Source organism: Calderihabitans maritimus (assembly GCF_002207765.1).
GTDB lineage: Bacteria > Bacillota > KKC1 > Calderihabitantales > Calderihabitantaceae > Calderihabitans > Calderihabitans maritimus.
The window spans coordinates 39,800-65,707 of record NZ_BDGJ01000010.1; the positions used below are offsets into that span (position 1 = coordinate 39,800).

Sequence of the window (25,908 nt, forward strand, 5' to 3'; positions counted from 1 at the left end):
ACCTTTCTCACCCGCGGACTGCAGGGGCGACCCTGCAGTCCACTTTTTTCCTTTTCGCTACAGTTTAACGGTAGCAGGAATCCGGGGGAGTGATTGCGAAATAAAGAGCGGGACCTAGACAGGGAGGGAACAGTTGTGCGGACAATGCTTCGTGTTCTGGTTGTAGCCATTTTGTTAGGGGCAATTTTTTACTTTGCCGGGAGCGGCCTGCTAGAGGGCACTCCCCTGGAGGGAATGGGAAAAGACCTGGCTCGTCTCCCGGAGGTATTAAAGGAAAAGGTGGCACAGGTTATGGCCCGTAGGCACCAGGAGGATTTAGTCGCCCAACGGGAGGAGCCGGAAAAGGCTCTGGAAAAGTTCTACCGGGCGGTGGCCAGGGGCCGAAAGGATTCAGTGGAACAAATGCTTTCCGTTCAGAGCCGGATTGATCCGGAAAATGTAACTGGCGCCGAACTGGCGGGAGAGGAGATTAGTTTCAAAAGCACCCTGATTCGGGATGACACGGCGCGGCTCTATTTTTATCTCGGCGGAGAGTATTTTATGGCGGTTATGGACCGGGAGCAGGAACGCTGGAAGGTGCGGGAAATTAAGGCTATGGAATAAACCCGGTGGGCAATTATTCTTACCCCTTTAGTAAAGCAGGAAAAGGCAGTGTGAGGACGAATAGATTGTTAGAGTAATGGTCAGATGTTTCCCCCGGGGGGCTGAGGGATGAAGGTACTGATCGGACTGCTGAAATATCGCTGGATTCGCAAAACTCTTTTTCTTATGCTTTTAGTGGTTGGTAGTTACTACTTTTTCAGCTCCTTTGACCTCGAGCCCTATGAAGACAAGTTCATCGAATTTATGGCGAGGCAGGACCCTCCCGCCCTGGTACGGGGGGAGGAGAAGCCTTTCGTGGGTTTTCAATTAGACACCCGCAAAAGAATACCGGAGTTGAAGGTAGACCTGGAAGAGACTATTCGTTACAAAAAGGAGAAGTGGGTGGCCTTCAAAACCGGTGTGGCCAAGACATTTCAGGCCCTGGGGAGCATATTTTGGTTCAACGGAGAGGGAAACGGCACCCGCTCCCAGCCCCCAGAGGCGGTGGCGGCGACTAGCAGACGGTTGGGAGAAGAGGATATAAGAGAAAAACTGCAGGAAATGGTAAACATCGATGCCGGTACTGCCGCTATCCTGAGGGAGAATATCCATCAGGCCGCCCTGGCGCTGTACCAGTTTATTACCGTACGGGTATACCGTTACGGAGATGAGCGGGTAGTCGTGGCTCAAGACGACCAGGGACGCACGGTAATGCTCCCTTATGATCCCAGCCACCGCATTCTTCAATGGGCGGATTATATCCAGGCGGCGGCGGAGAAGTATGATCTCGATCCTGCCCTCATTGCGGCAGTTATAGAACAGGAGTCCGGGGGCAACCCCCAGGCAGTAAGCCGGGCGGGGGCAATCGGACTGATGCAACTGATGCCGGGGACGGCAAAGATGTTGGGAGTGAACCCCTATGACCCGGTACAGAACATAGAAGGGGGAACTCGCTACCTGGCTTGGCAACTGAAGGAGTTTGGGAACCTGACCGAAGCGTTAGCGGCCTACAATGCTGGTCCGGGTAATGTGAGAAACGGGCGGTATCGTTATATTGCGGAAACCCAGAACTATATCCGCCGGGTGCCTCGCCTTATGGAAAAGTACCGGAAATTAATGAAGGAACTGTAAACCGCCGGGCAATTTTCCGGCGGTTACTATTTTATCCGGGCCAGGTCCTGCTGGGCGCGGCGAATCTTGGCCTCAATTTGTTTGATTTTGGCGTTATACCTTCCCCCGTGGTTGGTTTTGAGAAGCAGCTGCCGGTAAGCTTCACCCTGGGCAATGTAAATTTGAAGTTGTTCCTTTTTGCTGAATTTGCTGAATTTCATTTTGTGTCCCTCCTTCTGCATTTATTCTTACCATAAATTGGCAAAATCAAACCTAATGGCAGAAGGAATTATAAAAACAGGGAGACTTGAAAATTACAGGCGTCTGCTCAGGGCAGGTGGTAACGGGTGTTTTGGCGGGGAAGATTGGCGTCTATTTTGGTCTTAATGCTGGTATTGCTGTTGGGAGGGTGCAGCAAATCACCGGCCAAAAAGCCTGCATCTTCACCTCCGGCTATCGGTTTCAGCGTGGCCACGATGGAGACTGATGTTAATAAAATAATTAGAAAATATGTAACTCAAAGAGCGCGTAAAGACCGTATAAGAGTTGTTTGGCTGGACGCCCGTATGAATCCGGAAGAACAGCGAAAGCAGGTGGAAAAGTTAATCAAGAACAAAGTTAAAACGGCAGTGATCCATTTTGTTAACCCCGGTCAAGCCGGGGAAATAGTCAGGTTGCTTCAGGAGAAGGGGATAAAAATAGTAGCCCTGCATTCACTACCGGACAACGTACCACTAGATGGGTTTGTCGCCGCCGATGCTTACCGGGCCGGGCAACTCCAGGCAGAATTTATTACGCAACAATATAAAAAGGGAGCGCAAAAGGGAGATATTATCCTTCTTTTACGGGGAAATCCGGAAGATTATATAACGTTGCAGATGACAGCAGGGTTTAAAGAAGTGATAGAAGACTTTCCCCAACTACAGGTTGTAACTAGGGATTACAAGGATTGGGATCCTACGCTGGCCCGACAGGATCTGGAGCAGTACCTGAGCCAACAAGGAAGTAAGGTGGGAGCGGTGGTCGGGCAAACCAGTCAGCTCGCCCTGGCCGCAGTAGATGTTCTAGAAAAACTGGGAATGGCTGATAAAGTGGTTACTTTAGGGGCGGGAGCGGATAAACCTGCGATCCAAGCCATTGCCGAAGGTAAACACGACGGTGAAATCGACCCCATGCCGGAGATGCTCGCGTCGGTTGTTTACCAGGCCTCTCTCGATTTAACCTCCAAACAGCACTGGGATTACGATTTTCAGGGGACCAACGGGGTCTATGACGTCCCGAGCAAAATTATTCCGGTACGAATGATAACAGAAAACAACGTATATTTAGTGGAACAGCGGGCAGGTCCACTGGAGAAAAGAGAGAAGACCGGCTCTTCCGCATCTCAGAGCGGCTCGGGAAGCCAAGAGAAGGGGAAAGGGTCTGGTGGGACTAAAACCAAGTTGAAGATAAAAACCCGAGAGGGAAAGACTCTAGAAATAGAGATTGAGGGAAAAGTTGAAAAACTGGAGATTGAAGAGAGTAAACCGCAAGAAAAAAGCCAACAGGGTGGAGATAAACAAGGACAGTGAATAGCCAGGGCTATTTCACTGTCCTCAGGATTTTATTTCAGAAACTCAAATGCTTCCGGTTGCTGGATAAAAGCCCCGTAAAGGGAAGCATTTTTTACAGCTTCGGTAGGTTGGGGTAAGTTGGGTGCTGCCACCATTCTAAGTGCTACGGAGTTCTGATAATAAGGATTTTTAACAAATTCCCCCTGGCCTTTTTCATTTTGAATGTAATAATATGCCGCTCCTCTCTTGGCAGCAAAGGGTTCGTAAATAGAAGAGAAGTTGGCTTCCACCAGGTTGGCCATAACCAGGGGCTCATTTCCCGGGTTAATGGTTATGTGGCCGTATCCCGGGGGAATATATACCTTATCCCCTTTTTTCGCTTCTACTACCAGTACCTCCTCTACTTCCCCTCTCCGGTTATTTTTCTGCAAGAGATAGAGGGCTTCTCCGGAAAGCACTTCATAATATTCCGGGTAGGTTTCGGAAGACTGGGGTTTAAGGGGATGGAAATGCCCCACCGTTTTTATGTACTCCTGACCTATTAGTCCTGGAAGAATTACGGTAATGTCATAACGGATGTCGTGTTGGAGAAATTTTTCCCGGTCTTGGCGCCAGTGAACGCCGCGATACATGTAATACAGGGGCCTATCATCTAACGGTACAGTCTGAAAAAGTACTTCACCTGCATCTATTAGACGGCGTACCGCTGGTTTTGGCTCATATATATCCTCTTGGTAAAACACCAACTGACCTTCTTCCGTCAGGCCAAAATCTTTCCCGAAAATCATGGAACAACCTCCCCGTAATATGGTACCGGTGTCGGTTTTTCTCATCCATTATACCCTATTTTATTCTTTAAAAAAAGGCCAGCTTCCGGGAAGCTGGTTGGAAAGGTGTTTTATACTCTAACCATGGTCTGGCCGCAGCAGCGACCTTCGTTCTGCGCAGTTTTTCCGCAGGACCGACAAACATATGCCCCTTCGGTAACCATCGACTTTCCGCAGCAGAAGTCGGGGAGTTTGGCGGTACGACCGCATTGGGCACAAACATATGCCACTTAATTTCACCTCCCTGTCTTCATTATTACCAAAAACAGGGTATACTATAATACCATCTCCCCGACAATATTATTAAATATTATTATCCGTACATTTCTTTGACCACTCGCGTAAGGATACGCTTTTCTTCCTCCTCGAACATGCGCTTGACCGAAAACTCAACTACGGTAGTAAGGGAGTTGTCAGGAAGCTGGTATATTTCTGATTTAACAATGGTGCCAATTCCTATAACCTCACCGCTACGGGTTACTAGAAGCACATCCATGCCCACGGGATAAACTAATTTATGTCCAGTGCGGAAAAAGCCTAAAATAATATTCCCGGAGGTTCTTTTCCACAGGAGAAGCTGGTTGTCTGCCTCCTGTTTTTCTCCTGGTTTATCGGGCAACTCGTCCACCGGCAGGCGAAGCAACCAGGTAAACTCATATTTATAGCCCATTTTATCACCTCGTCATTATTTTTTTTCTTCGCAAGCATATTATTCTTAATGCATATTATTCTTAATTTACTTAAATTTTCCTCTATTTAATGGTTGAATGGCAGGAAAACGGATCTTATATCAAGAAAATGGTCTTGGCTGTTTTCTGAAGGTATTGAATCCAGGAGGGAGAATAATGTCAAAACAATCTCCAAAAACAATGAATAAAGCGGTGAGTGCCGGTTTAATGGACGGGAAAACCTGGTTACGCTATTCCATAAGTATTTGGGACGATCTTGTTAAAAGTCCTGAGGAACGCAAGTTTAAGCACCCCGCTATGTTTCCATCCCAGTTGACCGACAGGCTTATCGAAATATTTTCCCTCCGGGAAGGCGGCCTTGTTCTCGATCCGTTTATGGGTAGTGGGAGTACTCTATGTTCCGCCTACCGCCGTGGTCTACCGTCAGTCGGTTTTGAGCTGTCGGAAGAGTTTATTGCCATGACGAGAGAGAGGTTGGCGGCCATCCGGGGAGATCCGGACAACTACCCGCGTATAATTCAGGACGACAGCAGACGATTGCAGAAATATGTATCACCGGGCACTGTCGGCCTGTGTATCACTTCTCCGCCCTACTGGGATATTTTAAACCAGCGGCGTACAGCCGACGGCAAACCGATTCGCAATTACGGAATGAACCTGCGGGACCTGAGCAGTATTAGCGATTACCATGAATTTTTGGGGGCTTTGCAGCAAGTATTTGCTCAAATCTACGAGGTGCTGATTACCGGTGCCTATTGCATAGTAGTAGTAATGGACATCCGTAAGAAGGCTGTCTTTTACCCGTTTCATATGGATATTACTTTAAAACTTAGAGACGTAGGTTTTACCCTTGACGACATAATCATCTGGGATAGGCGCCGGGAGTATAATAATTTACGCCCCCTGGGATATCCTTACGTCTTTCGCGTCAATAAAGTCCATGAATACATCTTGATTTTCCAAAAAAAGTAAAAATAGTTGTTTCTGAAACCAATGTCAGGCTAACTCTTTTTCTGCTTCTCAATGGAGTTAGCTTTTTTTCTTCCTTCTTCTCTTCAGGAATGAAACTTCTTTTTAAACAAACGGTGCATATAAATATAGTAACCTCCAGTCATGGCTCGGAATTTAAAAAGGAGGAGGTATCTATGGATATTCTAAAACGTCTGGAATTACACAGACAAGAAGAACAAAAACTGCGTTGGGAAGGAACCTTCCGGGATTACCTGAAGTTAGTTATAGAAAACCCCAAAATTTGCCGTCTGGCCCATGAACGTATTTACGATATGATTGTTTCTGCTGGAGTGGAAGAAGTAGATGGAGTTAAAAAATACAAATTTTTTTCCTCGGAAATTTTTGGACTTGACAAAACATTAGAACGGCTAGTGGAGGAGTACTTCCATTCGGCAGCCCGGAGGCTAGATGTACGGAAAAGAATTCTTTTGTTGATGGGGCCGGTAAGCGGCGGAAAATCAACCATCGTTAACTTGATCAAAAGAGGACTGGAGAAGTACACCCGTACCGATGAAGGAGCCGTATATGCTATCAAAGGATGTCCCATGCATGAGGAACCACTCCACCTTATTCCGAGGGAACTGCGGGAAGAATTCCAGCAGGAGTACGGCATTTATATTGAAGGAACTCTCTGCCCTTCATGCCGCCTGATGGTCGAAGAGAAATATGGAGGCAGGGTCGAGGATGTTCCCGTTCAGAGGATTGTTTTTTCCGAAGAGGATCGGGTAGGGATCGGCACTTTCAGCCCCTCTGACCCTAAGTCACAGGATATAGCTGACCTTACGGGAAGTGTTGACTTTTCCACCATTGCTGAATACGGCTCTGAATCTGATCCACGGGCATACCGGTTTGATGGAGAACTGAACAAAGCCAATCGGGGCATTATGGAGTTTCAGGAAATGCTGAAATGTGACGAGAAATTCCTCTACAACTTGTTGAGCCTATCCCAGGAAGGCAATTTTAAGGCGGGAAGATTTGCTTTAATTTATGCGGACGAATAGAGTGTAACTTCATGAGACTAATTTTTTATTTTCTCTGATTAAGCTTTAGAGACTTCGTATTTTTCGCATATGCCGTTGGAGCTCGGCTTTTTTCTTTTCTACGCAAATATCCGTATCTACTGGTAGAGTTTCTTTTTTGTAAAAGCTCTGCTGAAGGGTGAGAAGATACAAGATACCCGGTTTGTGGAAGTTATTGTTTCATACATCTCATAAACTATTATGTTATACTAGTTATAAGAATTTAAGAATTTGAAGGGGTGTACTCTTTTGAATGGCCGAAGGTTGTTGCTTCTAGTAATAGGCCTGGTATTATTATTATTTTTTGCCGGTTGTAGCAGAACCAAAGATTATCCACAAATTAACTTTCAAGATTTAGAAATAACCGAAAGTTTTAAAAAGAACACCGAGCAGGATTCATTACGCGTAGCTTTATCATCGATTACATCTACAAGAAAGAGTATATCCTATTACGAAGAACTATTACGTTTATTGGAGAAAACTTTAGGTCGCCCCATAGAAGTAGTCCAACGTAACACCTACGCGGAAGTAAATGAGCTGTTACGTACCGGTCAGATTGACCTGGCTTTTATCTGCACTTATAGCTATGTTACGGGTCATGACCAGTTTGGTTTGGAACTGGTTGCCGCACCGGTAAGAGATGGAAAAACCAAGTACCAGTCATATATAATCGTCCGTAAAGATAGTGAGATAGATTCTTTTGAACAACTCGAAGGGAAAAAGTTTGCCTTTACAGACCCTATGTCCACGACGGGTTATCTTTATCCTATGGCTCTTTTGAGAGAGCAGAATAAAGAACCGGAGAGCTTTTTTTCTGATTATAGCTTTACTTACAGTCACGATAATTCCATTAAGGCGGTACAACAGGGCGTCGTAGACGGAGCGGCGGTGGAGAGCCTTGTTTTCAAGCATATGGCTGAGAAAGAACCGGAAATCATCAACGATCTTAAAATAATCAAGAAATCTCCTGCATATTTTTCACCTCCGGTGGTGGTCCGGCCCGGTTTGCCGGAGGAACTCAAGAAACAGTTGAAAGAGTTTTTCATAAATCTGGATTCTAGTGGAGAGGGAAGGTATATTTTGGACAAGATGGGCCTGGAAGGTTACCGGCAGGTGGAGGATTCAGATTATGATTCTGTCCGGTTACTGGGAAAGGTAGTGCAGAGTCATGAAAAATAAATTGTTATCCCGTCTTTTTTACACCGCGTTTAACCTGGTTGGAGTTAGAGCGAAAATTATGGGTATTGCTGTGATGCTGGTGCTTCTCTTAGGTACGTTGCAAATCTGGCAGGTAGAAACCAGTTTTACTAGGATTTTGCGGCAGGAGCTAACTAAACAGGGTGTCTCCTTAGGGCGTTACTTAGCGGCTCGGAGCGAGAATCTTTTGTTAACCAATAATATTTATGGCCTGTACGAGCTGGTCCGTGACACTATGGATAACAATCCGGAAGTGAAGTACATCCTGCTTATAGATTCTGAGGGCCAGTTAGTCATCAATAGTTTTGGTAAAGGTATTCCCCGCGGACTGTTAAATTTTAATAAAGTGGGGGAAGGACAGGAATACAGTCGGCGGATATTTTCCACGGGGGAAGAGCTGGTGCAGGATGTGGCGATTCCTATTGCCAACGGCAAATTGGGCCAGGTGCGACTGGGATTATCTGAAATCGGTATCGTTACCGCCGTGGAAAGAATGCAGAGCCAGCTCTGGCTCAGTACTTTAGTGATCTCACTTCTAGGGGTAGGAGTGGCGTACCTGTTGTCGGCTTTAATTAACCGGCCTCTTAGAGAGTTGGTAACCGCTACCAAGAATATTGGGGAAGGAAAGTTGAGTTACCGTGTCCCGCTGGACTGGATCAAAGATGAATTGGGACAATTGGCAAGAGCTTTTAATGAAATGGCTGATAAATTACAAGAAGCAGAAAAGGAACAAGCCCGGCTGTGGCAGGAGGTACTAAGAAAAGAAAGGATGCGTCGATATCTGTTAAGTAAAATAATTTCCGCTCAGGAGGAAGAGCGGCTGCGTATATCGCGGGAATTGCATGACGAGACGGGACAGGCTTTAAGCAGCGTTAACCTGGCCTTGGCTTCCTTGGACGGTGTACAGGACCCTCAGGAGTTTCGTCGAAGAGTGAAATTGATGCAGGAGACGGTAACTAAGGCGCTGGAAGATATTCATTTGTTGTGCCGGCAACTGCGCCCCAGTGTGCTGGACAAACTGGGCCTGGCGGTGGCTGTGCAACGTCTGGTCCGGGATTGTTCCATGCGCTGGGGGAAAGATATCGGACTGACGGTGACCGGTTTTGATACGGAGATTATTCCGGATGAAGTGAAAATAGCTGTTTACAGGATTGTTCAGGAGGCTCTAGGAAATGCTTTGCGCCATTCTCAAGCGGAAAATATCAGTGTGGTACTTCAGAAAACGGAAAATAAAATTCTGGCCATCGTGGAAGATGACGGTGTCGGTTTTGATATAAATGAAATGCAGAACAAGGATATTGAGGAAAAACATCTTGGGCTTTTTGGTATGCAGGAAAGAGCAGAATTACTGGGCGGAAAGTTAAATATAGAATCAGCTTTGGGTAAAGGGACTACTATATACGTTGAACTACCCCTGGAGGGGAGGGTTAGTCATGCAACAGAGAAAGTTAAAAGTGCTGTTGGTGGATGACCATGTGGTCTTACTGAGCGGCCTGTGTTTGCTGTTAGAGAATACAAATGATCTGGAAGTGGTGGGTAAAGCTACGGACCGTATGTCGGCCCTGGAACAATGCCGAAAACTCAAACCGGATGTATTGCTGCTGGATATAAACCTCGGGGATAATAGTGGGCTTGATTTAATACCGGAAGTCCAAAGGATTAGTCCCGAAACCAATATATTACTGCTTACCATGTATGATGAAGAAGATTATTTGCAGCGCGCGTTGGAACTTGGTGCTAGAGGATATATTCTCAAAAAGGCTTCGGACCAGGAGTTGCTGGCGGCGGTGAGGGCGGTAGGTCAGGGGGGCACTTACCTTGATCCTGCTATTGCTACTTCGGTGGTTAATTTGGCTTTGGGGAGGAAAAAGAAAGGTGAAGAAAGACCTTCCAGCAATGGTGTGTTGAGCTCCAGGGAAAAAGAAGTTTTGGGATTGGTGGCTTTAGGATATACCAATCAACAGATTGCTGATGAGTTAACCATAAGTATAAAAACGGTGGAGACGCATAAGGCTAATATCAAGGAAAAGCTGGGGATAAAAAAGCGGTCGGACCTGGTACGTTATGCCCTGGAAAACAACTTGATGCCTGAAAAGTAAGGATGTTTCTAGCGTAGGTATTAAAAAGTAATAAAAGAGAAGGCTTCGAGCCGGCTGTGCATATGACAAAATTAGACCTTCTTAAAATTTTTCCGGTTAAAACCCCGATTCGTCGGAGGGCGTTTCGGGGTTTTTTGCTGAGCATTTTAGATATGATGCCCGATACAAAACAAAACATAATTGTGCCAAAATGTACATAGAAAGCTGCCCATAAGGAGGGAGAGGGTATTCTTGCATAAATTGTGGAGAGGAGTGAGCAGATGGCTGAAAAACTTTACGGAATGGTGATTGATCTGCGTCGTTGCGTAGGCTGTCACGCCTGTCGCGTAGCTTGTAAAAGCGAAAATAACGTGCCGTTAAAGGTATTCCGCACGTGGGTTAAAGATGTGGAAAAAGGTATCTATCCCAACGTCAGCAGGCATTATCTGCCTCGCCTGTGCAATCACTGCGCTAACGCTCCATGTGTTAAAGTTTGTCCGGTGAAGGCTTCCTACCGGAACGAAGATGGAGTAGTGATGATTGATTACGACAGATGCATCGGCTGCAAATATTGTATTGCTGCCTGTCCCTATGATTCTCGGTTTATTAACCCCATACGCAAAACGGCTGAAAAGTGCGATTTTTGTTATCACCGGGTAAGCCGCGGGTATGAGCCCGCCTGTGTTTCGACGTGCGTGGGAGGGGCCAGGGTATTCGGTGACTTGAACGATCCCAAGAGCTCTGTTTCTCAACTTTTAGCCCGTAATGCTGTACAGGTATTAAAGCCGGAACAAAATACCAGGCCTCATGTCTACTATATTCAGGCAGATAGAGGAGTCATGGGAGCTAACTTGAGAAGAATGGTGGGGGGTGAATAAAATGCCGGAATTAAACTATTTTTTTAATGTGGAACACGAGGTTTATTGGGGAATATTAATACCTCTTTACTTTTTCTATACAGGTTTGAGTGCTGGTTCCTTTGTAATTTCCAGCCTGGGCACCGTATTTGGGATTGAAAAGTATAAAGGTGTGGCCAAAGTGGGAGTGTTAATGGCCATAGTATTATTGATAATCGCCCCTATTCACCTAATTGCTGATTTGTCCCAACCGGCACGATTTCTTACTTTGCTCTACAGGGTTAACCTGCAGTCGGCTATGTCTTGGGGTGTATATCTATTGATGCTCTATCCCCTTGACCTACTGATCTACGCTTACTTTCTCTTTAAAAAAGATAAAACAGAAAAGGACCAAAAGTTGGCTAAACTTTTTGGTACCTTGGGAGTACCGTTGGCCTTGGCGGTACATGGTTATACCGGTTTTATTCTGGGTAATGTACAGGCGCGGGCTTTATGGCATACCGCACTAATGCCCTACATTTTCCTGATGTCGGCTGTAGTTTCGGGTACGGGCATGCTAATTTTAGTGATTATGTTTACAGATCGATTCCTTTCCCCTGCCAAAACCATTCTGCTCGAGCGTAGGGCCTTGCTGGCAGATATCGGAAAACTGCTCATGTGGTTTATTGTCGCTGATGCCGCTTTGTTGTTTAGCCATCTGGTGGTCCTGTGGTACGGCAATGAAGCTGGCGCGACTGCCTTATGGTATCTTTTCGAAGAGGAAGCAGTGCCCTTTATAGGTATAGAGTTGATATTAGGGATGGTGGTTCCCGTTCTGTTACTGGCATTTCGCCGGACGAGAGAAAATCTTTTCACCTTAGGACTGGCTTCTTTCCTCACCATGGTAGGAGTGCTGGCCATGCGTATTAATTTTGTGATCGGAGGTCTTAAAATACCGTTGAGTGGAGAGGAACCGGTTCGGTACTCTGTCACCTCCTTTGAGTTAACTACAGCTGTGGTATTAGGAGCCATTACCTTGGTTGCGTTATATGCATTATACCGAATGCTGCCCATTTATGAGGAAAAAGATAAACCGATCAGGCCGCATGCAGGTCCATCATCCGCTGTAGGGGAGGGTATGAGATGAAAATAACCAGAAGAAGTTTTATAAAAGGTGCTTCTGCTCTCGGAGTTATTAGTGCTCTAGGTGGGGTCAGCCAGGTTTTTGCTTCCGGCAAGAAAGTGCCGGAATATATCGCCGGTGCTCCCTTAAAAGATGCGTTAGCGGACGAAGAAGGGGTTGAGATTAAGTACAGTGTTTGTTTGCAATGCCACAGTGCCTGCACTATCCGGGTCAAAGTTGAGAATGGAGTTATCAGGAAAATAGACGGTAACCCTTACAGCCCTATGACCATGGATCCGCCTATTCCTTATGATACTCCACCCGAGGAGGCTAAAAAATACGTTGGGCGCGTCTGTGCCCGGGGACAGGCGGGGATACAGACCTGTTATGACCCCTATAGAGTGACACAGCCTCTCAAGCGCGTAGGCCCGAGGGGTTCGGGCAAATGGCAGCCTATTAGCTGGGAACAGGCGCTGACGGAAATAGTAGAAGGCGGTGACCTTTTTGGAGAAGGTCATGTAGACGGGCTCCGCGCCATTCGGGATTTGGAAACACCAATTGATCCCGGAGCACCAGAACTCGGCCCGAAAGCAAACCAGTTTGTCTTTCTGGCGGGTAGAATCGAACACGGCCGGAAAGAATTTTCAAAACGATTCGTGAAAGATGCTTTTGGATCTGTTAACTGGTTCGAGCATACCTCTATCTGTGAGCAGAGCCATCATATTGCCTTCAAACAGACGATGGGAGGGAAAAGCCACTTTAAACCTGACTTTGATCACGCCCAATATATAATCTCCTTTGGAGCAACCTACGGTGAAGCCAACTTCCCTATGAACGCTCTGGGACGCAAGTTGGCGGATTTCAAACTGCGTGGGGGCAAGCTGGTAGTGGTAGATCCCAGAATGTCCAACACGGCAGTAAAGGCCGACCGCTGGGTACCTATTAAACCAGGTATGGATGGCGCTTTGGCTATGGGTATGATTCGCTGGATAATAGATCATGAGCGTTATGACAAGCGTTTCCTGCAGAATACCTCTAAAGAAGCGGCAGCCAAAGACGGTGAAAGCAGTTGGACCGATGCCACCTACCTGGTGCGCTTGGATAACATGAGCTTGTTGCGAGCCGGTGATGCCGGTCTGGGTGGCAGCCCCAACGCCTACGTTGTGCTGTCGGATGGCGAACCGCAGGTTTATACTCAAGTGGATCATGGAGATTTGGAGGGAGAAATTGTAATCAACGGCATCCGTTGCAAGACGGTCTTTACGCTGCTGAAAGAACGGGCCCGGGAATATTCCTTGGCTGAGTATGCGAAATTTGCCGGAGTGGAGGCTGACCTCATTGCCACGCTGGCTGACGAGTTTTCCGCCCATGGCAAGAGAGCGGTGGCAGACTTCTACCGCGGCCCGGTGCAGCACACTAACGGATTTTATAATGGGCGGGCTATTATAGTGCTGAACCTGCTGGTAGGAAACATTGACCACAAGGGTGGTTATGCCGTTGGCGGCGGGCATCTCCACGAAATGGGTGGTAAACCGGGTAATCCTTATGACTTAGCGAAAATGCATCCGGGAAAGGTGAAGGCAAAAGGCGTTCCCATTTCCCGGGAAAAATCGCGGTATGAGGACAGCACGGAATTCAAAAAGAATGGTTATCCGGCAAAGCGGCCGTGGTTTCCGTTCAGCGGTAATATTTATCAGGAAGTAATGGCGGGGATCGCCGATCAGTATCCTTATCCCATAAAGGCATTGTTTTTGCACATGGGGACACCGGCTTACTCCACACCGGCCATGAAGGACATCATTATCAACACTCTAAAAGATACCAGAAAGGTTCCGTTGTTTGTCGCCTGTGACATTTTGATCGGGGAAACGTCCATGTATGCCGATTATATTCTGCCTGATGTTACGTATTTGGAGCGCTGGGGCACTCCGCATACCGCTCCGACCATATTAACCACAGTCAGCAAGGTGCGCCAGCCCGTGGTAAAGGTACATCCTGAGACCAGGTCCCTGGAGGAAATACTGATTGATTTGGCCAAACGTCTCAATCTCCCTGGATTCGGCAAGGACGGATTTGGTCCAGGCTTAGATCTCGAAAAACCGGAAGATTGGTATCTCAAAATGGTAGCTAACTATGCCTACGGGGATAAACCCGGTGACGCTGTGCCGGGAGCCACCGAAAAAGAGAAAATTCAGTATGTTTTAGATCGCGGGGGGCGTTTTGAACCGGTGGATCAGGCTTACGATGGTGACTTGCTTAAACATCGTTATGGTAAGCTATGTACTATTTACGCGGAAAAAGTTGCCCAGGCCAAGCACAGCATCACCGGCGAGCCATTTGACGGTCTTCCTAGGTTCGAGCCCATTAAGGATATGAAAGGGAATTTGATTACCGATGATGATTTCCCATTTACGTTAATAACTTACAAGTTGCCGTTCCATAGCCATGCACGTACGGCAGTGGATCCCTGGTTGATGGAAATCCTGCCGGAAAACTATGTGTTGATCAATGCTGCAGATGCTGGAAAGCTGGGAATCAAGACTGGCGACAAAATAAGGCTTATTTCGCCCACCAATCAAAAAGGTGAAGTGGGTAAGGCTAAAGTTGTGCAGGGGATTCGTCCCGGTGTGGTTGCGGTTTCCGGTCATTACGGCCACTGGGCTTCGGGTGCTTTACCGCAAGTTGTTGATGGACAAGAAACAGGGTACGATGCTGGCAGGGGTACAGGTATTAATCCCAATCCCGTGATGCGGATCGACACCAGCATTGGAAATGTGGGAATTGAGGATCCGATCGGCGGAAGTGCAGCTTTTTACGGTAAAGTAAAAGTAGTAAAAGCATAGCCTGTAAGCGAATAATTCTAAGGCGGCTTTCCGCTTCAGGGAGTGCCGCCTTGGACTTTCTCATTGTTTTTGGGGGTGAAATTATGAGATTAGCTGCTGAATTGGCTGTAGCTAGAGCTAATGTCTACGGATTTCTGGCAACCTGCTACTTGAAAAAACCATCCGAATGGCTCACTAAGCTTAAAAAGCAAGGTAAATTTGACTTGGTAGGTATTTTTGGTACTGAAGGGAAGAATTTACAGAGACAGCTAAACGATTGTCTTTCTCCTTGCTCCCGGGGAAAATTGCAACATTTAGACGAGGAGTTTCATGCGTTGTTTTCCGTTCCCGGTGACAAATATCTTACTCCATACGAGTCATGTTACCGAGAGAAGAAATTGGATGGCTCGTGGGGCAATAATTGGGGATGCAATACCGTAGAAGTGCAGTTCTTGTACAAAAGAGCAGGGGCAACCGTCCTTGATGAGTTAGGGAGACTCCCGGACCACTTTGGCGTGGAGCTAGCATTTTTAGAATATCTCTGCCTCGGAGAAGAAAGCTCCATTAGAGCCGGTGATTTTGAGCAAGCGGGAACTTATCAAAGATGGCAGAGAGGCTTTTTAAACGACCATCTTCTGCAATGGAGCGAAGAGTTCCTTTCTCGACTGGAGCAGTGTTCGGAAGAGGAGCTGTATTTTGCCATTGCTGCCGTGACACGGGAATTTTTAATTGCTGATAGCAGTTATTTGACTGCTGCAACCATGGAAAATTAAGAGGGTGGTGGGAATTGAAATTCTGGCGTCCGGTAATTTTGCTTTTGCTTCTGGCACTGGTTCCGTCCGGCTGCACCACCGAAAAGGGGGTAAAACAAAAAGACTTACATTTGAATCTAAAATCGGAAACGGCGCTGCCCACGAGTAAACAGACAATACAGCCAATACGGTTATCTCTATCCGGATATCAATTTGACCCTTTAAAGGGAGAGCCGACAGTCCCGCCAAGCCTGGATCAGGGAGCGTGGTACTCTGAGGGAAAACGGTTGTTCCTGGTACAGTTAAAACAATTTGGCCCTGAAGTGAATCGCTGGAAAGAGCAGGCTCGAAACAAAGGTATGGAGTTTTTGGATTTCACCGAGGTAAATACTTACCTGGTATGCGCTGACAGCAATCTGGCGGCCGATTTGAGGCAGGATGACTTTGTCAGGGCGATTGTGGACTATAAGCTGGCGTATAAATTGTCGCAGGAGATTTTGTCCGAATGGGAGAATTACGTTGGCCCACCGGCAGGCAATGACCGTACCTGTGCTTTAAGCGGCAGCAAACACTTTTTACTCCGTTTAAGGAAACCCGGGGATCGGGAGGCAGTTGCTGAGGCTGTCCGAGAGAATAACGGCCGGGTGTTAGGTCCAAATTCGTCACAAAGTATTGTGCTTAATATCGTGGCTCCACCGCAAATTTTACCAAAGATAGTACATTTACCACAAATACTAGGTGTCAAGGTGGCGAAAAATACCGGTTCAGCCATTTCTGATGATATTGTAGAATGGGATTTCGGTTGATAAAACTGCTGTCCCCGTGCCGTGTGCACTGCCTGAAACATTAGTATGCGAGGGGTTCGGAGGGTCTCTGTGCTGTCTTGAGACCAGGATTTGGGGGTGAGGTGTTGCCGGATGGAAATTCCTGCGGGACTGGCCTTGTTGGCCGGGTTTGTATCATTTTTGTCTCCTTGTGTTTTACCTCTTGTGCCTGCGTATTTTTCGTACCTAGCAGGTAGCTCAGCCAATTCAGCTAGAGGGGCAACCTTTATCAGGGCTTTTGGGTTTGTAATGGGATTTGCCACCGTCTTCGTGACCATGGGAGCGACTGCAAGCACTATTGGCAAGCTGTTGATAACCTATAAGGCCATATATGTTAAAGTCAGCGCAATAATCATTATTGTCTTTGGATTAAGTCTCATGGAAGTAGTGCGACTAAGGCCCTTAATGCGCGAAAGACGTTTTAGCTTCGGCTCATCGGCCGCAACAAGGCCAATGGGAGCATTAATTCTGGGAATGGCTTTTGCAGCAGGCTGGACACCCTGTGTGGGACCGGTGTTAGGGAGCATACTGCTCTACGCGGGGTCTGCGGCAACCGTAAAAGAGGGAATAATAATGCTGGTTGTTTATTCAATAGGGTTGGCCGTACCGTTTCTTTTGGCCGGCCTGGTTATGGAGCGGCTTAAGGTGTTTTTGCAACGTTTCGGCGAATATTTGCCGTGGATTTCCCGGGCTAGCGGACTAGTGATGGTGCTTTTTGGGTTGCTGATATTTTTTGATAAATTGGCATGGCTCAGCTTGTTGATACCAGAAAAATTTAATTTTTAAGCATGGGGCTAACACCCTTTCTGACTTGCCTGGACAGGATAGAGGGAGGCAAGAAACATGATGAAAAAGGCTCTTACAGCGATTGCTGCCGTAATCGGCATCGTCTTTATATTTGTTATCGGAAGCCGCTATGTGCGCATTACACCAATGGAGCCAACACAGAACGGATTACCGGCTTCAACGGCGGATTTGCCAGCGTCATCAGATAGTGATACATCCGTTGCGCCAAGTTTTACCCTGGAAACTTTAGGTGGGAAACCTGTATCCTTAAAGGAGTTTCGCGGAAAACCGTTGGTTTTGAATTTCTGGGCTTCGTGGTGACCAAATTGCAGGGAAGAAATGCCTGCGTTGCAGGCATTTTATGAGAAATATGGCAACGACAAAGTTGTATTGCTGACGGTAAACATTATGCAAAGAGAAACGGTCAAGGGAATCCAAGAATTTATGCAGGGAAACGGCTATACGTTACCAGTGGCCCTAGATAGGCAGGGGTTAGCCAGCAGGCTGTACGGGGTAAGCGGGATACCCGCTACTTATTTCATTGATGCGGCAGGGCGCATCCGGTCAAAGCATCTAGGTCCTCTCAATATAAATATTTTGGAAAAAAATGTCACAAAATTATTTTCCGGTTCCGGATGAGTTTAAAAGGGTGTTAAACGCGCTGCAGGTTTAATGAAAGAGCACATTTTGCTCCCTTGCCAGTTTCCTGTTAAAGGCGGTGATAACGATGTCCGATTTGCAAAAGCTAGCTGATGTAGTTTCCTTGTACCTGGGTAATTTAGCCGTTAAACCCCGCCGCTGTAGCCGGGTGCGGTCTCACCTGAGCACTTGCAGGGCATGTCTCGAGGTGTGTCCTACCAATGGAATCAAGCTCTCGGAAACCGGTTTGGAAGTAGAGAACTGTATAGATTGTGGTTTATGTACATCAGCCTGTGTTACAGGGGCTCTGGTGTGGACAAATCCTTCGCCACTTCAGCTGATTGAAAAAGTTACGCAAAAAATTCAGGAGTTTGAGGAAGCAGTTATTTATTGCGGTCCATGTTCGCCGAAGAAAAAATTAAAGCAGGGAATTGAAGTGCCCTGCTTAGGTAGTATTCCTTGGGAATGTTGGTTGCAATTGTTATTGCTTTCCGACCAGGTCAAAGTGCTGCTACCAGGCGACCCTTGCCCTACCTGTCGGGTTAAAGGCGGAGGGGAGAGTTGGAGAAGACAGTTGGGGGAAGCTGAACGCATAACAGGAAAAAGAATTACATTTGTTGCCAATGCTAAAACAAGACGAAGAAGGCCTTCGGGCGGGAGTGTGGATACGGAACGCAGGAGGTTCTTGCGATCAGTCGTTGACGGGCTGGGGAAAGTTCCGGAAATTGTTATCCCCGGTTTTCTGGGCGGAGATGAGGGCAACAAAATCACTGCCGATAGAGTTACGATCAGTGAAAGACGCCAGGTATTACTCAACCTGATTAGAGAGTACCCTCCCTTTAGAGAGCGGATCCTGATTAAATTGCCCGTGATGGTAGGAAACTGTCAGTTCTGTAGGGCCTGTAGTATTCTCTGCCCTCAAGGGGCGTTGAAACAAAACAAGACAGGCGACGTCGTTAAATTAGAACTCAATGTTAGTGCTTGCAGTGGCTGTAACCTGTGCGCCACAGTTTGTTTCCATAAAGCTTTGGAGTTAAAGAGTTTTCGGGCTATGAAACTGGGTGAAGGTATAATCTGTGTGACTGAAGGACAAGATTTTAGTTGTCCTGAATGTGGTGAACTTTATACGGCAGTCAGAGGAGGGAAATGTTTTCGCTGCCGGAATAAAATGCGGTATGCTTTCGGGAGGTGAAGACATGTTTGGCAGGATAGGAGTACCGGAACTACTGGTTATTCTCGTGCTGGTACTGGTCATTTTTGGTCCTGGGAAATTGCCCGGAGTAGGGAGAGCCATCGGTCAAAGTATCCGGGAATTTAAAAGTGCATTTGCACAACCCAAGAGCGATGAAATTACTCAAGACGAAAACAGTTAGGAGGCAGATTTGATGTTGAACATCGGGTTTCCAGAGATGATATTGATCCTGGTTTTGGCTCTGATCGTGTTTGGCCCCAAGAAATTGCCGGAGGTTGGGAAAGCCGTCGGCAGCGCCCTAAAAGAGTTCAAAAAAGCGGCCAGCGATATCCAAGAAACAATAAGAATTGAGGAGGTTGCTAAACTTACCGAAAAGGAAAAGGTAAAAAGCAGTTAATGAGTCAACATGGCGCCTTCTATTACTGGGGCGCCAGTTTATTTTTATATTCAAGTTTATGTTTTTCAAAATTATGAGATGGTCAACCGCAAAATAAGATGGTATAATAAAACATAAATTAAGCATATGCTTATTTATTTAAAGGAGAATTAATCAAATAATGTATAATTTTGTAAGAATATTTAAAGCCCTTGGTCAACCTACTCGTTTAAAAATTATTAAACTCTTAGCAGAAAAGGAACTATGCGTTTGTGAGCTGGAATTTATTTTAAACCTAACTCAGTCAGCAGTTTCCCAGCATTTGCGTGTGCTTAAAGAAGTAGGATTGGTGTTGGAACGCCGCGAAGGACAATGGGTGTTTTATAGTTTGGATCTCGAGGCGTTAGTAAATCAAATACAAGAATTCCCTCTATTTCTAAAAGAGGATTTGGCCCAGATTGGTGCTCTGGCTCTTGAACGCGAAAAGCTGTCGTACCTGGAGATAAATCCGATAGCCAGTTGCAGACCCAGGCGTTTTACTGCAAACAAAACGTCACTTAAATCCGATGCCCCGGAAGCCGGTTAGTGACTTAAATACCATTTTCGGATATGGCCGTCTGCAAGTGGAGGGAGGTGGAATAAAAGGGCAGGTGGTTCTGTTAGAAATTATAATGACATGGATTTTGCAGTCCGAAATACCTGAGGAGGAAAGGAGAGGTTGGGATGGAAAAAGCTGTTGTTAACAGATTGTCGCTTTTAGACCGTTTTTTGACGCTGTGGATCTTTTTGGCTATGGCCGCGGGCGTCCTGCTGGGGTATAATTTCCCGGGTATCGCAGATTTGTTGGATAGGCTGTCGGTGGGAACCACTTCCATACCTATTGCTATTGGACTGATCGTGATGATGTATCCTCCGCTGGCCAAGGTCAATTATAGAGAATTGGGCAAAGTATTTAAGAATCGTAAGGTGTTGGCCTTATCCCTGGTCCAAAATTGGATCGTCGGTCCAGTCTTGATGTTTATTCTGGCGGTAATCTTCCTCCATAATTATCCGGAGTACATGGTTGGGCTCATCCTTATCGGGCTGGCCCGGTGCATCGCTATGGTGATCGTCTGGAACAGCCTGGCTAAGGGCGATACTGAGTACGCGGCGGCCCTAGTGGCTTTTAACTCTATTTTTCAGGTAATCTTCTACTCTATTTATGCCTATGTCTTTATCACTGTACTTCCGGAGCTGATAGGTTTGCGGGGAATGGAGGTTCATGTTACCATTGGCGAGGTAGCCACCAGCGTGGCCATCTACCTGGGCATTCCCTTTGCCGCTGGTTTTATTACCCGGCTGTTTTTAGAACCGGCCAAAGGCAGGGAGTGGTATGAAAAGAAATTTATTCCCAAGATCAGCCCGTTGGCTCTAATCGCCCTGCTGTTTACCATCGTAGTGATGTTTTCCTATAAGGGCCAGTATATCATTAAGCTGCCCATGGATGTGATTCGGGTGGCTATTCCGCTGTTAATTTATTTCGTGCTAATGTTTCTGGTATCATTTTTCATCAGTATGCGCATGGGAGTAAATTACGGACAGACTGCCAGTCTTTCTTTCACCGCCGCCAGCAATAACTTTGAGCTGGCTATCGCGGTCGCCGTGGCGGTGTTTGGAATCAATTCCGGGCAGGCCTTCGCTGCGGTTATCGGGCCATTGATTGAGGTGCCGGTGATGATCGGATTGGTCAATGTGGCCCTAGCCTTCTCCCGGAAGTACTTTGCGCCGGACGGCAGTTCCGTGGTTGACACCGGCGTAATCCGCTAGGGAGCGTGAAATTTCGGCATGGACGTGAAAATTTCTCCTGAAGCGGCAGAGCACATCAAACAGAAGGGTGGTCATCTGCTCATTTTCTCGGGCGGTACAGCGGGTGCTGTGCGGGGTCGGTACCGGCGACCATGCTTGAGATGGGCCGGCCTCGCAACGCATCTGAAAATTACGAGACACGGCAAATATCAGGGGTTACAGTCCATTTAGAGCGTGAGGTGATTTCTTTTCCGGGAAAGGCAGAGATTACTTTCGAAAAGACGTTGTGGTGGAAAAATCTATCATTAAATTACCGAGAAGAATGAAAGCGTTGTTTTTGTACTCTGTTGTCTGTTTTAAGCAAAAATCTTAATGTTTCCCGGTTGCTATTTTGTCTATAGGTTAAAAGTGAAGCGCGGATAAATGACCAGGTCAAAAGTTGCGCGGCCGGTTTTATTGACTATCACACGGGAAACAAGCTCACGAAGAAGCTTGTTCTTTAACGTCTTGTCACCCGCCTTTTTATAGGCCTCAAGGAACGTTTTTATATTCTGCTTCATCACTAGCATGTCCTGCTCGCAGGTGTCCGCAGGCTCATGCTCATTTTGTTTTTTGATAATCTTTTCCAACATATTCAGCTCTTTTTCAATTTCATCCTTCCGGCGGATAAACATTTCGTCATCGTATATACCGGCTTCGTATTTTTCGCATATGAAGTCGAGACGCCTTTTAAGTTCCGTTTTTTTCTTTTCAATGAATATATCGGTATCCACTGGAGCAGTCTCTTCTTTCTGGCGCGTGTACTCTTCTTCAAAAAACTCTTTTAGTTTTTTTACATCAAACTTTCCCAGGGCAGCAAGGTATTTCAGTATTCCGGCTTCTACATCGCGGTATTTTACAAAGGTGCATCCAGGTGTACGACACCAGAGGAATTCTTTACGGTACATGCTTACTTCACCGTCTTTTCTCCTGTAGTGCTGGATGGAATACTGGCGGACCATGTGTCGGCCGCATTTTGCACATACCACCAGACCGGCTAGCTCACATGGTGAGAAGTCGAGCTTTACATTGGGCGTAGCTCGGGTATTTTTCAATTTTGCCTGAGCCAACTCCCATGTCTCCTGACTTATTATCGGTTCGTGGGCATTTTCGACCACGATCCATTCTGATTTTGGCCGGTCGTAATACTTGTTACCGACCCGCTTTTTGGTACGGTATTTCAGAGTACCCGCATAAACAGGATTTTCGATAATTCGTTTCACGGTTAAATAATTCCAACTGGCGGCTTTGCGGGGGGTAGGGACTCCCATGCGGGTCAGGTAGGTTGCGATGGCACGAAATGATACGTCTTTCTTTGTGTTGTCGCCGTTTTCGAGGCCGTATACATACAGGGTGAATATCAGCCGGACGATCTGTGCCTCTTCCTCGTTTATCTCTAACCGGCCGGTACGGGAATTGAGCTGGTAACCAAAAGGGGCTGCTCCTACCACCCAACGGCCTTCAGCGGCAAGATTGTATTTGGCTCCGACAAGACGTTCTTTTATCATTTCAAATTCTTCCCGGGCCAGAAAAAGTTCAAATCTGATCTGCCGTGCGTCGGCGGGATTTGCCGGGTCATAAATCTTGTACGGGGTAACTATATAGATCCTTTTTGATATGATCAAATCATAGATTTTTCCCATATCGCTGTAGGTGCCGCGACCGAGGCGGGGTATTTCTTTAACTGCCACTGCGTCATATTTTCCAGTTTCTATATCTTTCAGCACCTGTTGAAATACGGGGCGGGTTTCTATTTTGTCACCGGATCCGATTTCTTCTGCTATATCGTAGATTATTTGCAGTTTGTCGAGGGCTTCAAGCATAATCTTTTTTTGGTTTGCCAGGGTATCTTCGCCTGTACGTTTTTCTTTTTCAATATCCTGGCGTGAACGGCGAAGGTAGCAAATAATACGTTTTATTTCCATTGCTTATCACTCCGGGCAGATCCAGATGTTTTGGTATAAGGGATATATATTCACCGCATACCAAAATAATTCTTGGGTGTAGTTAGATAATCTTCCACTTATGAACAGCAAAACACGGTTTTCCCAGGGGAAGCATCCTTTTTATTCCAGAGGGTATAAGAAAACGTTCGCATTTCTTTTGCCCAAATAACTTATTACGGGATCTAAAAATCAATTTTCTTTAACCGGACAGGCCTGGTAGACAGGCCTTTTTGCATAAGTTTTAGGAGAGAGAAAGGTGATTCCGGTGGAGCCTGTGATGGAGTTGAAGTTTAAATGCGGTACGGTAAGGGTATACCCGCCCGAAAAACCTGCTACACAGGAAGATGAAAGGCGGCTCTACCGCGTGCTGCTGGAGTGTCTGGTCGAGAGGAAAAAGGAGAAGAATGAGAATACCGGAGAAGATATAATAAAGCAGGTTCCACTTAGTTAATTTTATTTTGTTTAAACTCTTGGTATAATCAATAAACATTTCCCGAAATGATCGTAGCTCATACCAACGAAGCAGAATACCGGGCTTTTATCAGTAATAAGAAGAATGAGGCTTTGCAGTCTCGGATAATTGTAATGCCCATTCCTTATAACCTCAAGGTATCGGAGGAAGTAAAAATTTATGAAAAACTGATTCGTCAAAGTGCCCTGACTGACATTCACATAGCTCCTTATGCGTTGTGGGCGGCAGCAATCTTTTCCGTGCTGTCTCGGTTGAAGGAATCCAAGAAGCAGGGTATGGACCTGATTAAGAAAATGAAACTTTATGACGGTGAAAGCGTAGAAGGCTTTAAACAAAAGGACGTAGCGGAACTGCAGGCAGAAGCTGAAGGAGAAGGTATGAGCGGAGTAGATCCTCGTTATGTTATAAATCGGATCTCCAGTGCTCTGATAACTAAAGATACCAAATGTATCAATGCTTTAGATATTTTACGGGCTTTGAAGGAAGGATTGGATCAGCATCCCTCTATAACTAGAGACGAAAGAGAAAAGCTTCTAAATTTCATCGTGTTGGCTCGCAAAGAGTACGATGAGGTAGCTAAGAAAGAAGTTCAAAGAGCCTTCGTTTATTCTTACGAAGAATCGGCCCGAACTCTTTTCGATAATTATCTGGATAACGTAGAAGCTTATTGCAACGGGGTTAAAGTAAAAGACCCTATCAGCGGCGAGGAGCTCGATCCGGATGAAAAGTTGATGCGTTCTATTGAAGAGCAAATTGGAGTTACCGAGAATGCCAAAAAAAGTTTCCGGGAAGAGATATTAATTCGATTATCTTCCTACGCCCGGAAAGGGAAGAAATTCGATTATAATTCCCATGAAAGATTGCGGGAAGCGATTGAAAGGAAGCTATTTGCCGATCTCAAAGATGTGGTAAAAATAACCACGTCTACCAAGACTCCTGATCCCGAACAGCTCAAGCGAATTAATGCAGTTATTGATCGTTTGATTTCCAACCATGGATATTGTCCTATTTGTGCCAACGAGTTGCTTAAGTATGCCGGCAGCCTGTTAAATCGTTGAGTAAATTCCCGTTGTTTGGGGGTGGCAGGATGGATACCGGGGGCAAAAATTTTCTTATTTCCCGCGAAGATTGGTCTCTGCACCGTAAGGGATATCTTGACCAGCAGAGACACCAGGAGAAGGTCAAGGAAGCCATAAGAAATAACCTTCCGGACATTATTAGTGAAGAAAGCATCATTATGTCCGACGGCAATAAGGTAATTAAAATACCTATTCGTTCGCTGGAAGAATACCGGTTCCGGTACAACTTCCGCAAGCAGCAGCATGCCGGGCAGGGCGACGGCAAAAGCAAAGTGGGAGATGTGCTGGGTTCCGACCCAAAGTCGGGGGCGGATAAAGGGTCGGGGGCAGGGGATAAGCCGGGCATAGATTATTACGAAGCCGAAATTACTTTAGATGAACTGGCCGAAATAGTGTTTGAAGAATTTACGCTTCCCAACTTGGAAGAGAAGAAAAAACGGGAGTTGGAGGATAAAGGTTATCGTTTCAACGATATACGGAAAAAAGGGTTAATGAGCAATATCGACCGGAAGCGAACCCTTTTGGAAAACCTTAAGCGAAATGCCATCCGGGGCCGGCCGGGCATCTATAATATAACGCCGGAAGATTTGCGCTTTAAAACGTGGGAGGTAACCCCGCGTTATGAATCCAACGCTGTGGTTTTAGCCATGATGGATACATCCGGTTCTATGGGAACTTATGAAAAATATATGGCTCGAAGTTTTTTCTTTTGGATGGTTCGTTTTTTAAGAACCAAATATAAACAGGTTGAAATAGTGTTCCTGGCCCATCATACCCAGGCTAAAGAAGTTACCGAAGAGGAGTTTTTCACCAAGGGAGAAAGCGGCGGGACCAAATGTTCTTCAGTTTATGAACTGGCCCTGAATATTATTCATGATCGTTACCCTCCCCAAGATTACAACCTCTACCCGTTTCATTTTTCCGACGGAGATAATCTACCTTCAGACAATGAACGGTGTATTACTCTGGTTCGGAAATTGTTAACATTATGTAACCTTTTCGGTTATTGTGAGATAGTTAATCCTTACTACCGCAGCAGTACTTTAATGAGTGTTTATAAGCGGATCGAAGATCCTAAATTTGTAAAGGTTACTGTAAAAGAAAAAAGTGATGTCTATACTGCCTTGCGTATTTTTTTCAGCGATAAAGAGAAGGTAGCCGGACATTAAAG

The 25,908-nt window shown here is 46.2% G+C and carries 24 protein-coding genes and 4 pseudogenes; 24 read left to right on the forward strand and 4 right to left on the reverse strand.

The features are described 5' to 3' along the window. The first annotated feature begins 135 nt into the window (after positions 1 to 135). Together KKC1_RS01795 and KKC1_RS17265 are read left to right on the forward strand one after the other, a co-directional pair. Positions 136 to 603, forward strand: coding sequence for a hypothetical protein (locus KKC1_RS01795; protein WP_088552804.1), 468 nt, complete (start codon positions 136 to 138; stop codon positions 601 to 603). Between the two features lie 723 nt (positions 604 to 1,326). Next, a pseudogene (locus KKC1_RS17265) lies at positions 1,327 to 1,695 on the forward strand (lytic transglycosylase domain-containing protein); the annotation flags it as partial. Between the two features lie 44 nt (positions 1,696 to 1,739). Here the strand turns inward: KKC1_RS17265 and KKC1_RS15945 are convergent. Further along, positions 1,740 to 1,913: a hypothetical protein gene (locus KKC1_RS15945; RefSeq protein WP_153802837.1), complete on the reverse strand. Its 174-nt coding sequence runs from the start codon at positions 1,911 to 1,913 to the stop codon at positions 1,740 to 1,742. Positions 1,914 to 2,039: 126 nt separating this feature from the next. Between KKC1_RS15945 and KKC1_RS01805 the strand changes: the two genes are divergently transcribed. Then, positions 2,040 to 3,263: a sugar ABC transporter substrate-binding protein gene (locus KKC1_RS01805; RefSeq protein ID WP_088552806.1), complete on the forward strand. Its 1,224-nt coding sequence runs from the start codon at positions 2,040 to 2,042 to the stop codon at positions 3,261 to 3,263. A 32-nt stretch (positions 3,264 to 3,295) separates the two neighbouring features. Here the strand turns inward: KKC1_RS01805 and KKC1_RS01810 are convergent, their stop codons facing one another. Then, entirely contained in the window at positions 3,296 to 4,033 is a 738-nt protein-coding gene (locus KKC1_RS01810; RefSeq protein WP_088552807.1) for a glucose-6-phosphate isomerase family protein, read from the reverse strand. 352 nt (positions 4,034 to 4,385) lie between these two features. Next, positions 4,386 to 4,742 carry a hypothetical protein gene (locus KKC1_RS01820; RefSeq protein WP_143288654.1) on the reverse strand — a complete coding sequence of 119 codons (357 nt, stop codon included), beginning with the start codon at positions 4,740 to 4,742 and terminating at the stop codon, positions 4,386 to 4,388. 175 nt (positions 4,743 to 4,917) lie between these two features. Here KKC1_RS01820 and KKC1_RS01825 point away from each other — a divergent pair, with 175 nt between their 5' ends. From KKC1_RS01825 to KKC1_RS17860, 18 genes and pseudogenes are all read left to right on the forward strand, one after another. Next, the gene (locus KKC1_RS01825) at positions 4,918 to 5,733 is read left to right on the forward strand and encodes a DNA methyltransferase (RefSeq protein WP_238134163.1); all 816 of its coding nucleotides are present in this window, start codon (positions 4,918 to 4,920) and stop codon (positions 5,731 to 5,733) included. Between the two features lie 173 nt (positions 5,734 to 5,906). Continuing rightward, positions 5,907 to 6,770: pseudogene (locus KKC1_RS01830) on the forward strand (protein prkA); the annotation flags it as partial. Positions 6,771 to 7,040: 270 nt separating this feature from the next. Continuing rightward, a complete protein-coding gene (locus KKC1_RS01835; RefSeq protein WP_192868026.1) occupies positions 7,041 to 7,970 on the forward strand; it encodes a substrate-binding domain-containing protein in 930 nt (309 codons plus the stop codon). Then, positions 7,960 to 9,459, forward strand: a complete 1,500-nt coding sequence (locus tag KKC1_RS01840) for a sensor histidine kinase (RefSeq protein ID WP_088552810.1) — start codon at positions 7,960 to 7,962, stop codon at positions 9,457 to 9,459. The genes KKC1_RS01835 and KKC1_RS01840 overlap by 11 nt, the downstream gene beginning before the upstream one ends. After that, positions 9,422 to 10,087, forward strand: coding sequence for a response regulator (locus KKC1_RS01845; RefSeq protein ID WP_088552811.1), 666 nt, complete (start codon positions 9,422 to 9,424; stop codon positions 10,085 to 10,087). Before KKC1_RS01840 ends, KKC1_RS01845 begins: the two co-directional genes overlap by 38 nt. 260 nt (positions 10,088 to 10,347) lie before the next feature. After that, the gene (dsrO, locus tag KKC1_RS01850; RefSeq protein WP_088552812.1) at positions 10,348 to 10,944 is read left to right on the forward strand and encodes a sulfate reduction electron transfer complex DsrMKJOP subunit DsrO; all 597 of its coding nucleotides are present in this window, start codon (positions 10,348 to 10,350) and stop codon (positions 10,942 to 10,944) included. A gap of 1 nt (position 10,945) precedes the next feature. Further along, positions 10,946 to 12,049: an NrfD/PsrC family molybdoenzyme membrane anchor subunit gene (nrfD, locus tag KKC1_RS01855; protein ID WP_088552813.1), complete on the forward strand. Its 1,104-nt coding sequence runs from the start codon at positions 10,946 to 10,948 to the stop codon at positions 12,047 to 12,049. Then, positions 12,046 to 14,868, forward strand: coding sequence for a molybdopterin-dependent oxidoreductase (locus KKC1_RS01860; RefSeq protein WP_088552814.1), 2,823 nt, complete (start codon positions 12,046 to 12,048; stop codon positions 14,866 to 14,868). Before nrfD ends, KKC1_RS01860 begins: the two co-directional genes overlap by 4 nt. A gap of 83 nt (positions 14,869 to 14,951) precedes the next feature. Then, positions 14,952 to 15,620: a TorD/DmsD family molecular chaperone gene (locus KKC1_RS01865; RefSeq protein ID WP_143288655.1), complete on the forward strand. Its 669-nt coding sequence runs from the start codon at positions 14,952 to 14,954 to the stop codon at positions 15,618 to 15,620. A gap of 14 nt (positions 15,621 to 15,634) precedes the next feature. Further along, entirely contained in the window at positions 15,635 to 16,405 is a 771-nt protein-coding gene (locus KKC1_RS01870; RefSeq protein ID WP_088552816.1) for a hypothetical protein, read from the forward strand. Between the two features lie 111 nt (positions 16,406 to 16,516). Then, positions 16,517 to 17,209: a cytochrome c biogenesis CcdA family protein gene (locus KKC1_RS01875; protein WP_088552817.1), complete on the forward strand. Its 693-nt coding sequence runs from the start codon at positions 16,517 to 16,519 to the stop codon at positions 17,207 to 17,209. A 147-nt stretch (positions 17,210 to 17,356) separates the two neighbouring features. Further along, positions 17,357 to 17,848 carry a TlpA family protein disulfide reductase gene (locus KKC1_RS16665; protein ID WP_238134164.1) on the forward strand — a complete coding sequence of 164 codons (492 nt, stop codon included), beginning with the start codon at positions 17,357 to 17,359 and terminating at the stop codon, positions 17,846 to 17,848. Positions 17,849 to 17,936: 88 nt separating this feature from the next. Beyond that, positions 17,937 to 19,040: a hypothetical protein gene (locus KKC1_RS01890; RefSeq protein WP_088552820.1), complete on the forward strand. Its 1,104-nt coding sequence runs from the start codon at positions 17,937 to 17,939 to the stop codon at positions 19,038 to 19,040. A 4-nt stretch (positions 19,041 to 19,044) separates the two neighbouring features. Further along, complete coding sequence (tatA, locus tag KKC1_RS01895) at positions 19,045 to 19,221, forward strand: twin-arginine translocase TatA/TatE family subunit (RefSeq protein WP_088552821.1); 177 nt, start codon at positions 19,045 to 19,047, stop codon at positions 19,219 to 19,221. Between the two features lie 12 nt (positions 19,222 to 19,233). Then, on the forward strand, positions 19,234 to 19,437 hold the full coding sequence (tatA, locus tag KKC1_RS01900) for a twin-arginine translocase TatA/TatE family subunit (RefSeq protein ID WP_088552822.1): 204 nt from the start codon (positions 19,234 to 19,236) through the stop codon (positions 19,435 to 19,437). Between the two features lie 160 nt (positions 19,438 to 19,597). After that, the gene (locus KKC1_RS01905) at positions 19,598 to 20,002 is read left to right on the forward strand and encodes an ArsR/SmtB family transcription factor (RefSeq protein WP_088552823.1); all 405 of its coding nucleotides are present in this window, start codon (positions 19,598 to 19,600) and stop codon (positions 20,000 to 20,002) included. A gap of 137 nt (positions 20,003 to 20,139) precedes the next feature. Then, positions 20,140 to 21,222 (forward strand): ACR3 family arsenite efflux transporter, encoded by a 1,083-nt coding sequence (arsB, locus tag KKC1_RS01910; RefSeq protein WP_088552824.1) that lies wholly within the window; start codon positions 20,140 to 20,142, stop codon positions 21,220 to 21,222. A 110-nt stretch (positions 21,223 to 21,332) separates the two neighbouring features. Then, positions 21,333 to 21,527: pseudogene (locus tag KKC1_RS17860) on the forward strand (hypothetical protein); the annotation flags it as partial. 69 nt (positions 21,528 to 21,596) lie between these two features. Here KKC1_RS17860 and KKC1_RS01915 read toward each other — a convergent pair. Beyond that, positions 21,597 to 23,165, reverse strand: a complete 1,569-nt coding sequence (locus KKC1_RS01915) for a recombinase family protein (protein ID WP_088552825.1) — start codon at positions 23,163 to 23,165, stop codon at positions 21,597 to 21,599. A 277-nt stretch (positions 23,166 to 23,442) separates the two neighbouring features. On the opposite strand from KKC1_RS01915, the gene KKC1_RS01920 reads away from it, so the two are divergent. The 3 genes and pseudogenes from KKC1_RS01920 (at position 23,443) to yhbH (ending at position 25,906) form a co-directional block, all read left to right on the forward strand. Then, positions 23,443 to 23,637: a hypothetical protein gene (locus tag KKC1_RS01920; protein ID WP_088552826.1), complete on the forward strand. Its 195-nt coding sequence runs from the start codon at positions 23,443 to 23,445 to the stop codon at positions 23,635 to 23,637. Between the two features lie 44 nt (positions 23,638 to 23,681). Beyond that, positions 23,682 to 24,716, forward strand: a pseudogene (locus KKC1_RS01925) (protein prkA); the annotation flags it as partial. Between the two features lie 29 nt (positions 24,717 to 24,745). Next, the gene (gene yhbH, locus KKC1_RS01930) at positions 24,746 to 25,906 is read left to right on the forward strand and encodes a sporulation protein YhbH (protein ID WP_088552827.1); all 1,161 of its coding nucleotides are present in this window, start codon (positions 24,746 to 24,748) and stop codon (positions 25,904 to 25,906) included. Positions 25,907 to 25,908: the final 2 nt, after the last annotated feature.

Coding starts and splice junctions, on each gene's coding strand:
- KKC1_RS15945 (WP_153802837.1), bottom strand. CDS start 1,913: ATGAAATTCAGCAAATTCAGCAAAAAGGAACAACTTCAAATTTACATT.
- KKC1_RS01810 (WP_088552807.1), bottom strand. CDS start 4,033: ATGATTTTCGGGAAAGATTTTGGCCTGACGGAAGAAGGTCAGTTGGTG.
- KKC1_RS01820 (WP_143288654.1), bottom strand. CDS start 4,742: ATGGGCTATAAATATGAGTTTACCTGGTTGCTTCGCCTGCCGGTGGAC.
- KKC1_RS01825 (WP_238134163.1), top strand. CDS start 4,918: ATGTCAAAACAATCTCCAAAAACAATGAATAAAGCGGTGAGTGCCGGT.
- KKC1_RS01840 (WP_088552810.1), top strand. CDS start 7,960: ATGAAAAATAAATTGTTATCCCGTCTTTTTTACACCGCGTTTAACCTG.
- KKC1_RS01845 (WP_088552811.1), top strand. CDS start 9,422: ATGCAACAGAGAAAGTTAAAAGTGCTGTTGGTGGATGACCATGTGGTC.
- dsrO (WP_088552812.1), top strand. CDS start 10,348: ATGGCTGAAAAACTTTACGGAATGGTGATTGATCTGCGTCGTTGCGTA.
- nrfD (WP_088552813.1), top strand. CDS start 10,946: ATGCCGGAATTAAACTATTTTTTTAATGTGGAACACGAGGTTTATTGG.
- KKC1_RS01860 (WP_088552814.1), top strand. CDS start 12,046: ATGAAAATAACCAGAAGAAGTTTTATAAAAGGTGCTTCTGCTCTCGGA.
- KKC1_RS01865 (WP_143288655.1), top strand. CDS start 14,952: ATGAGATTAGCTGCTGAATTGGCTGTAGCTAGAGCTAATGTCTACGGA.
- KKC1_RS01875 (WP_088552817.1), top strand. CDS start 16,517: ATGGAAATTCCTGCGGGACTGGCCTTGTTGGCCGGGTTTGTATCATTT.
- KKC1_RS01890 (WP_088552820.1), top strand. CDS start 17,937: ATGTCCGATTTGCAAAAGCTAGCTGATGTAGTTTCCTTGTACCTGGGT.
- tatA (WP_088552821.1), top strand. CDS start 19,045: ATGTTTGGCAGGATAGGAGTACCGGAACTACTGGTTATTCTCGTGCTG.
- tatA (WP_088552822.1), top strand. CDS start 19,234: ATGTTGAACATCGGGTTTCCAGAGATGATATTGATCCTGGTTTTGGCT.
- KKC1_RS01905 (WP_088552823.1), top strand. CDS start 19,598: ATGTATAATTTTGTAAGAATATTTAAAGCCCTTGGTCAACCTACTCGT.
- arsB (WP_088552824.1), top strand. CDS start 20,140: ATGGAAAAAGCTGTTGTTAACAGATTGTCGCTTTTAGACCGTTTTTTG.
- KKC1_RS01915 (WP_088552825.1), bottom strand. CDS start 23,165: ATGGAAATAAAACGTATTATTTGCTACCTTCGCCGTTCACGCCAGGAT.
- yhbH (WP_088552827.1), top strand. CDS start 24,746: ATGGATACCGGGGGCAAAAATTTTCTTATTTCCCGCGAAGATTGGTCT.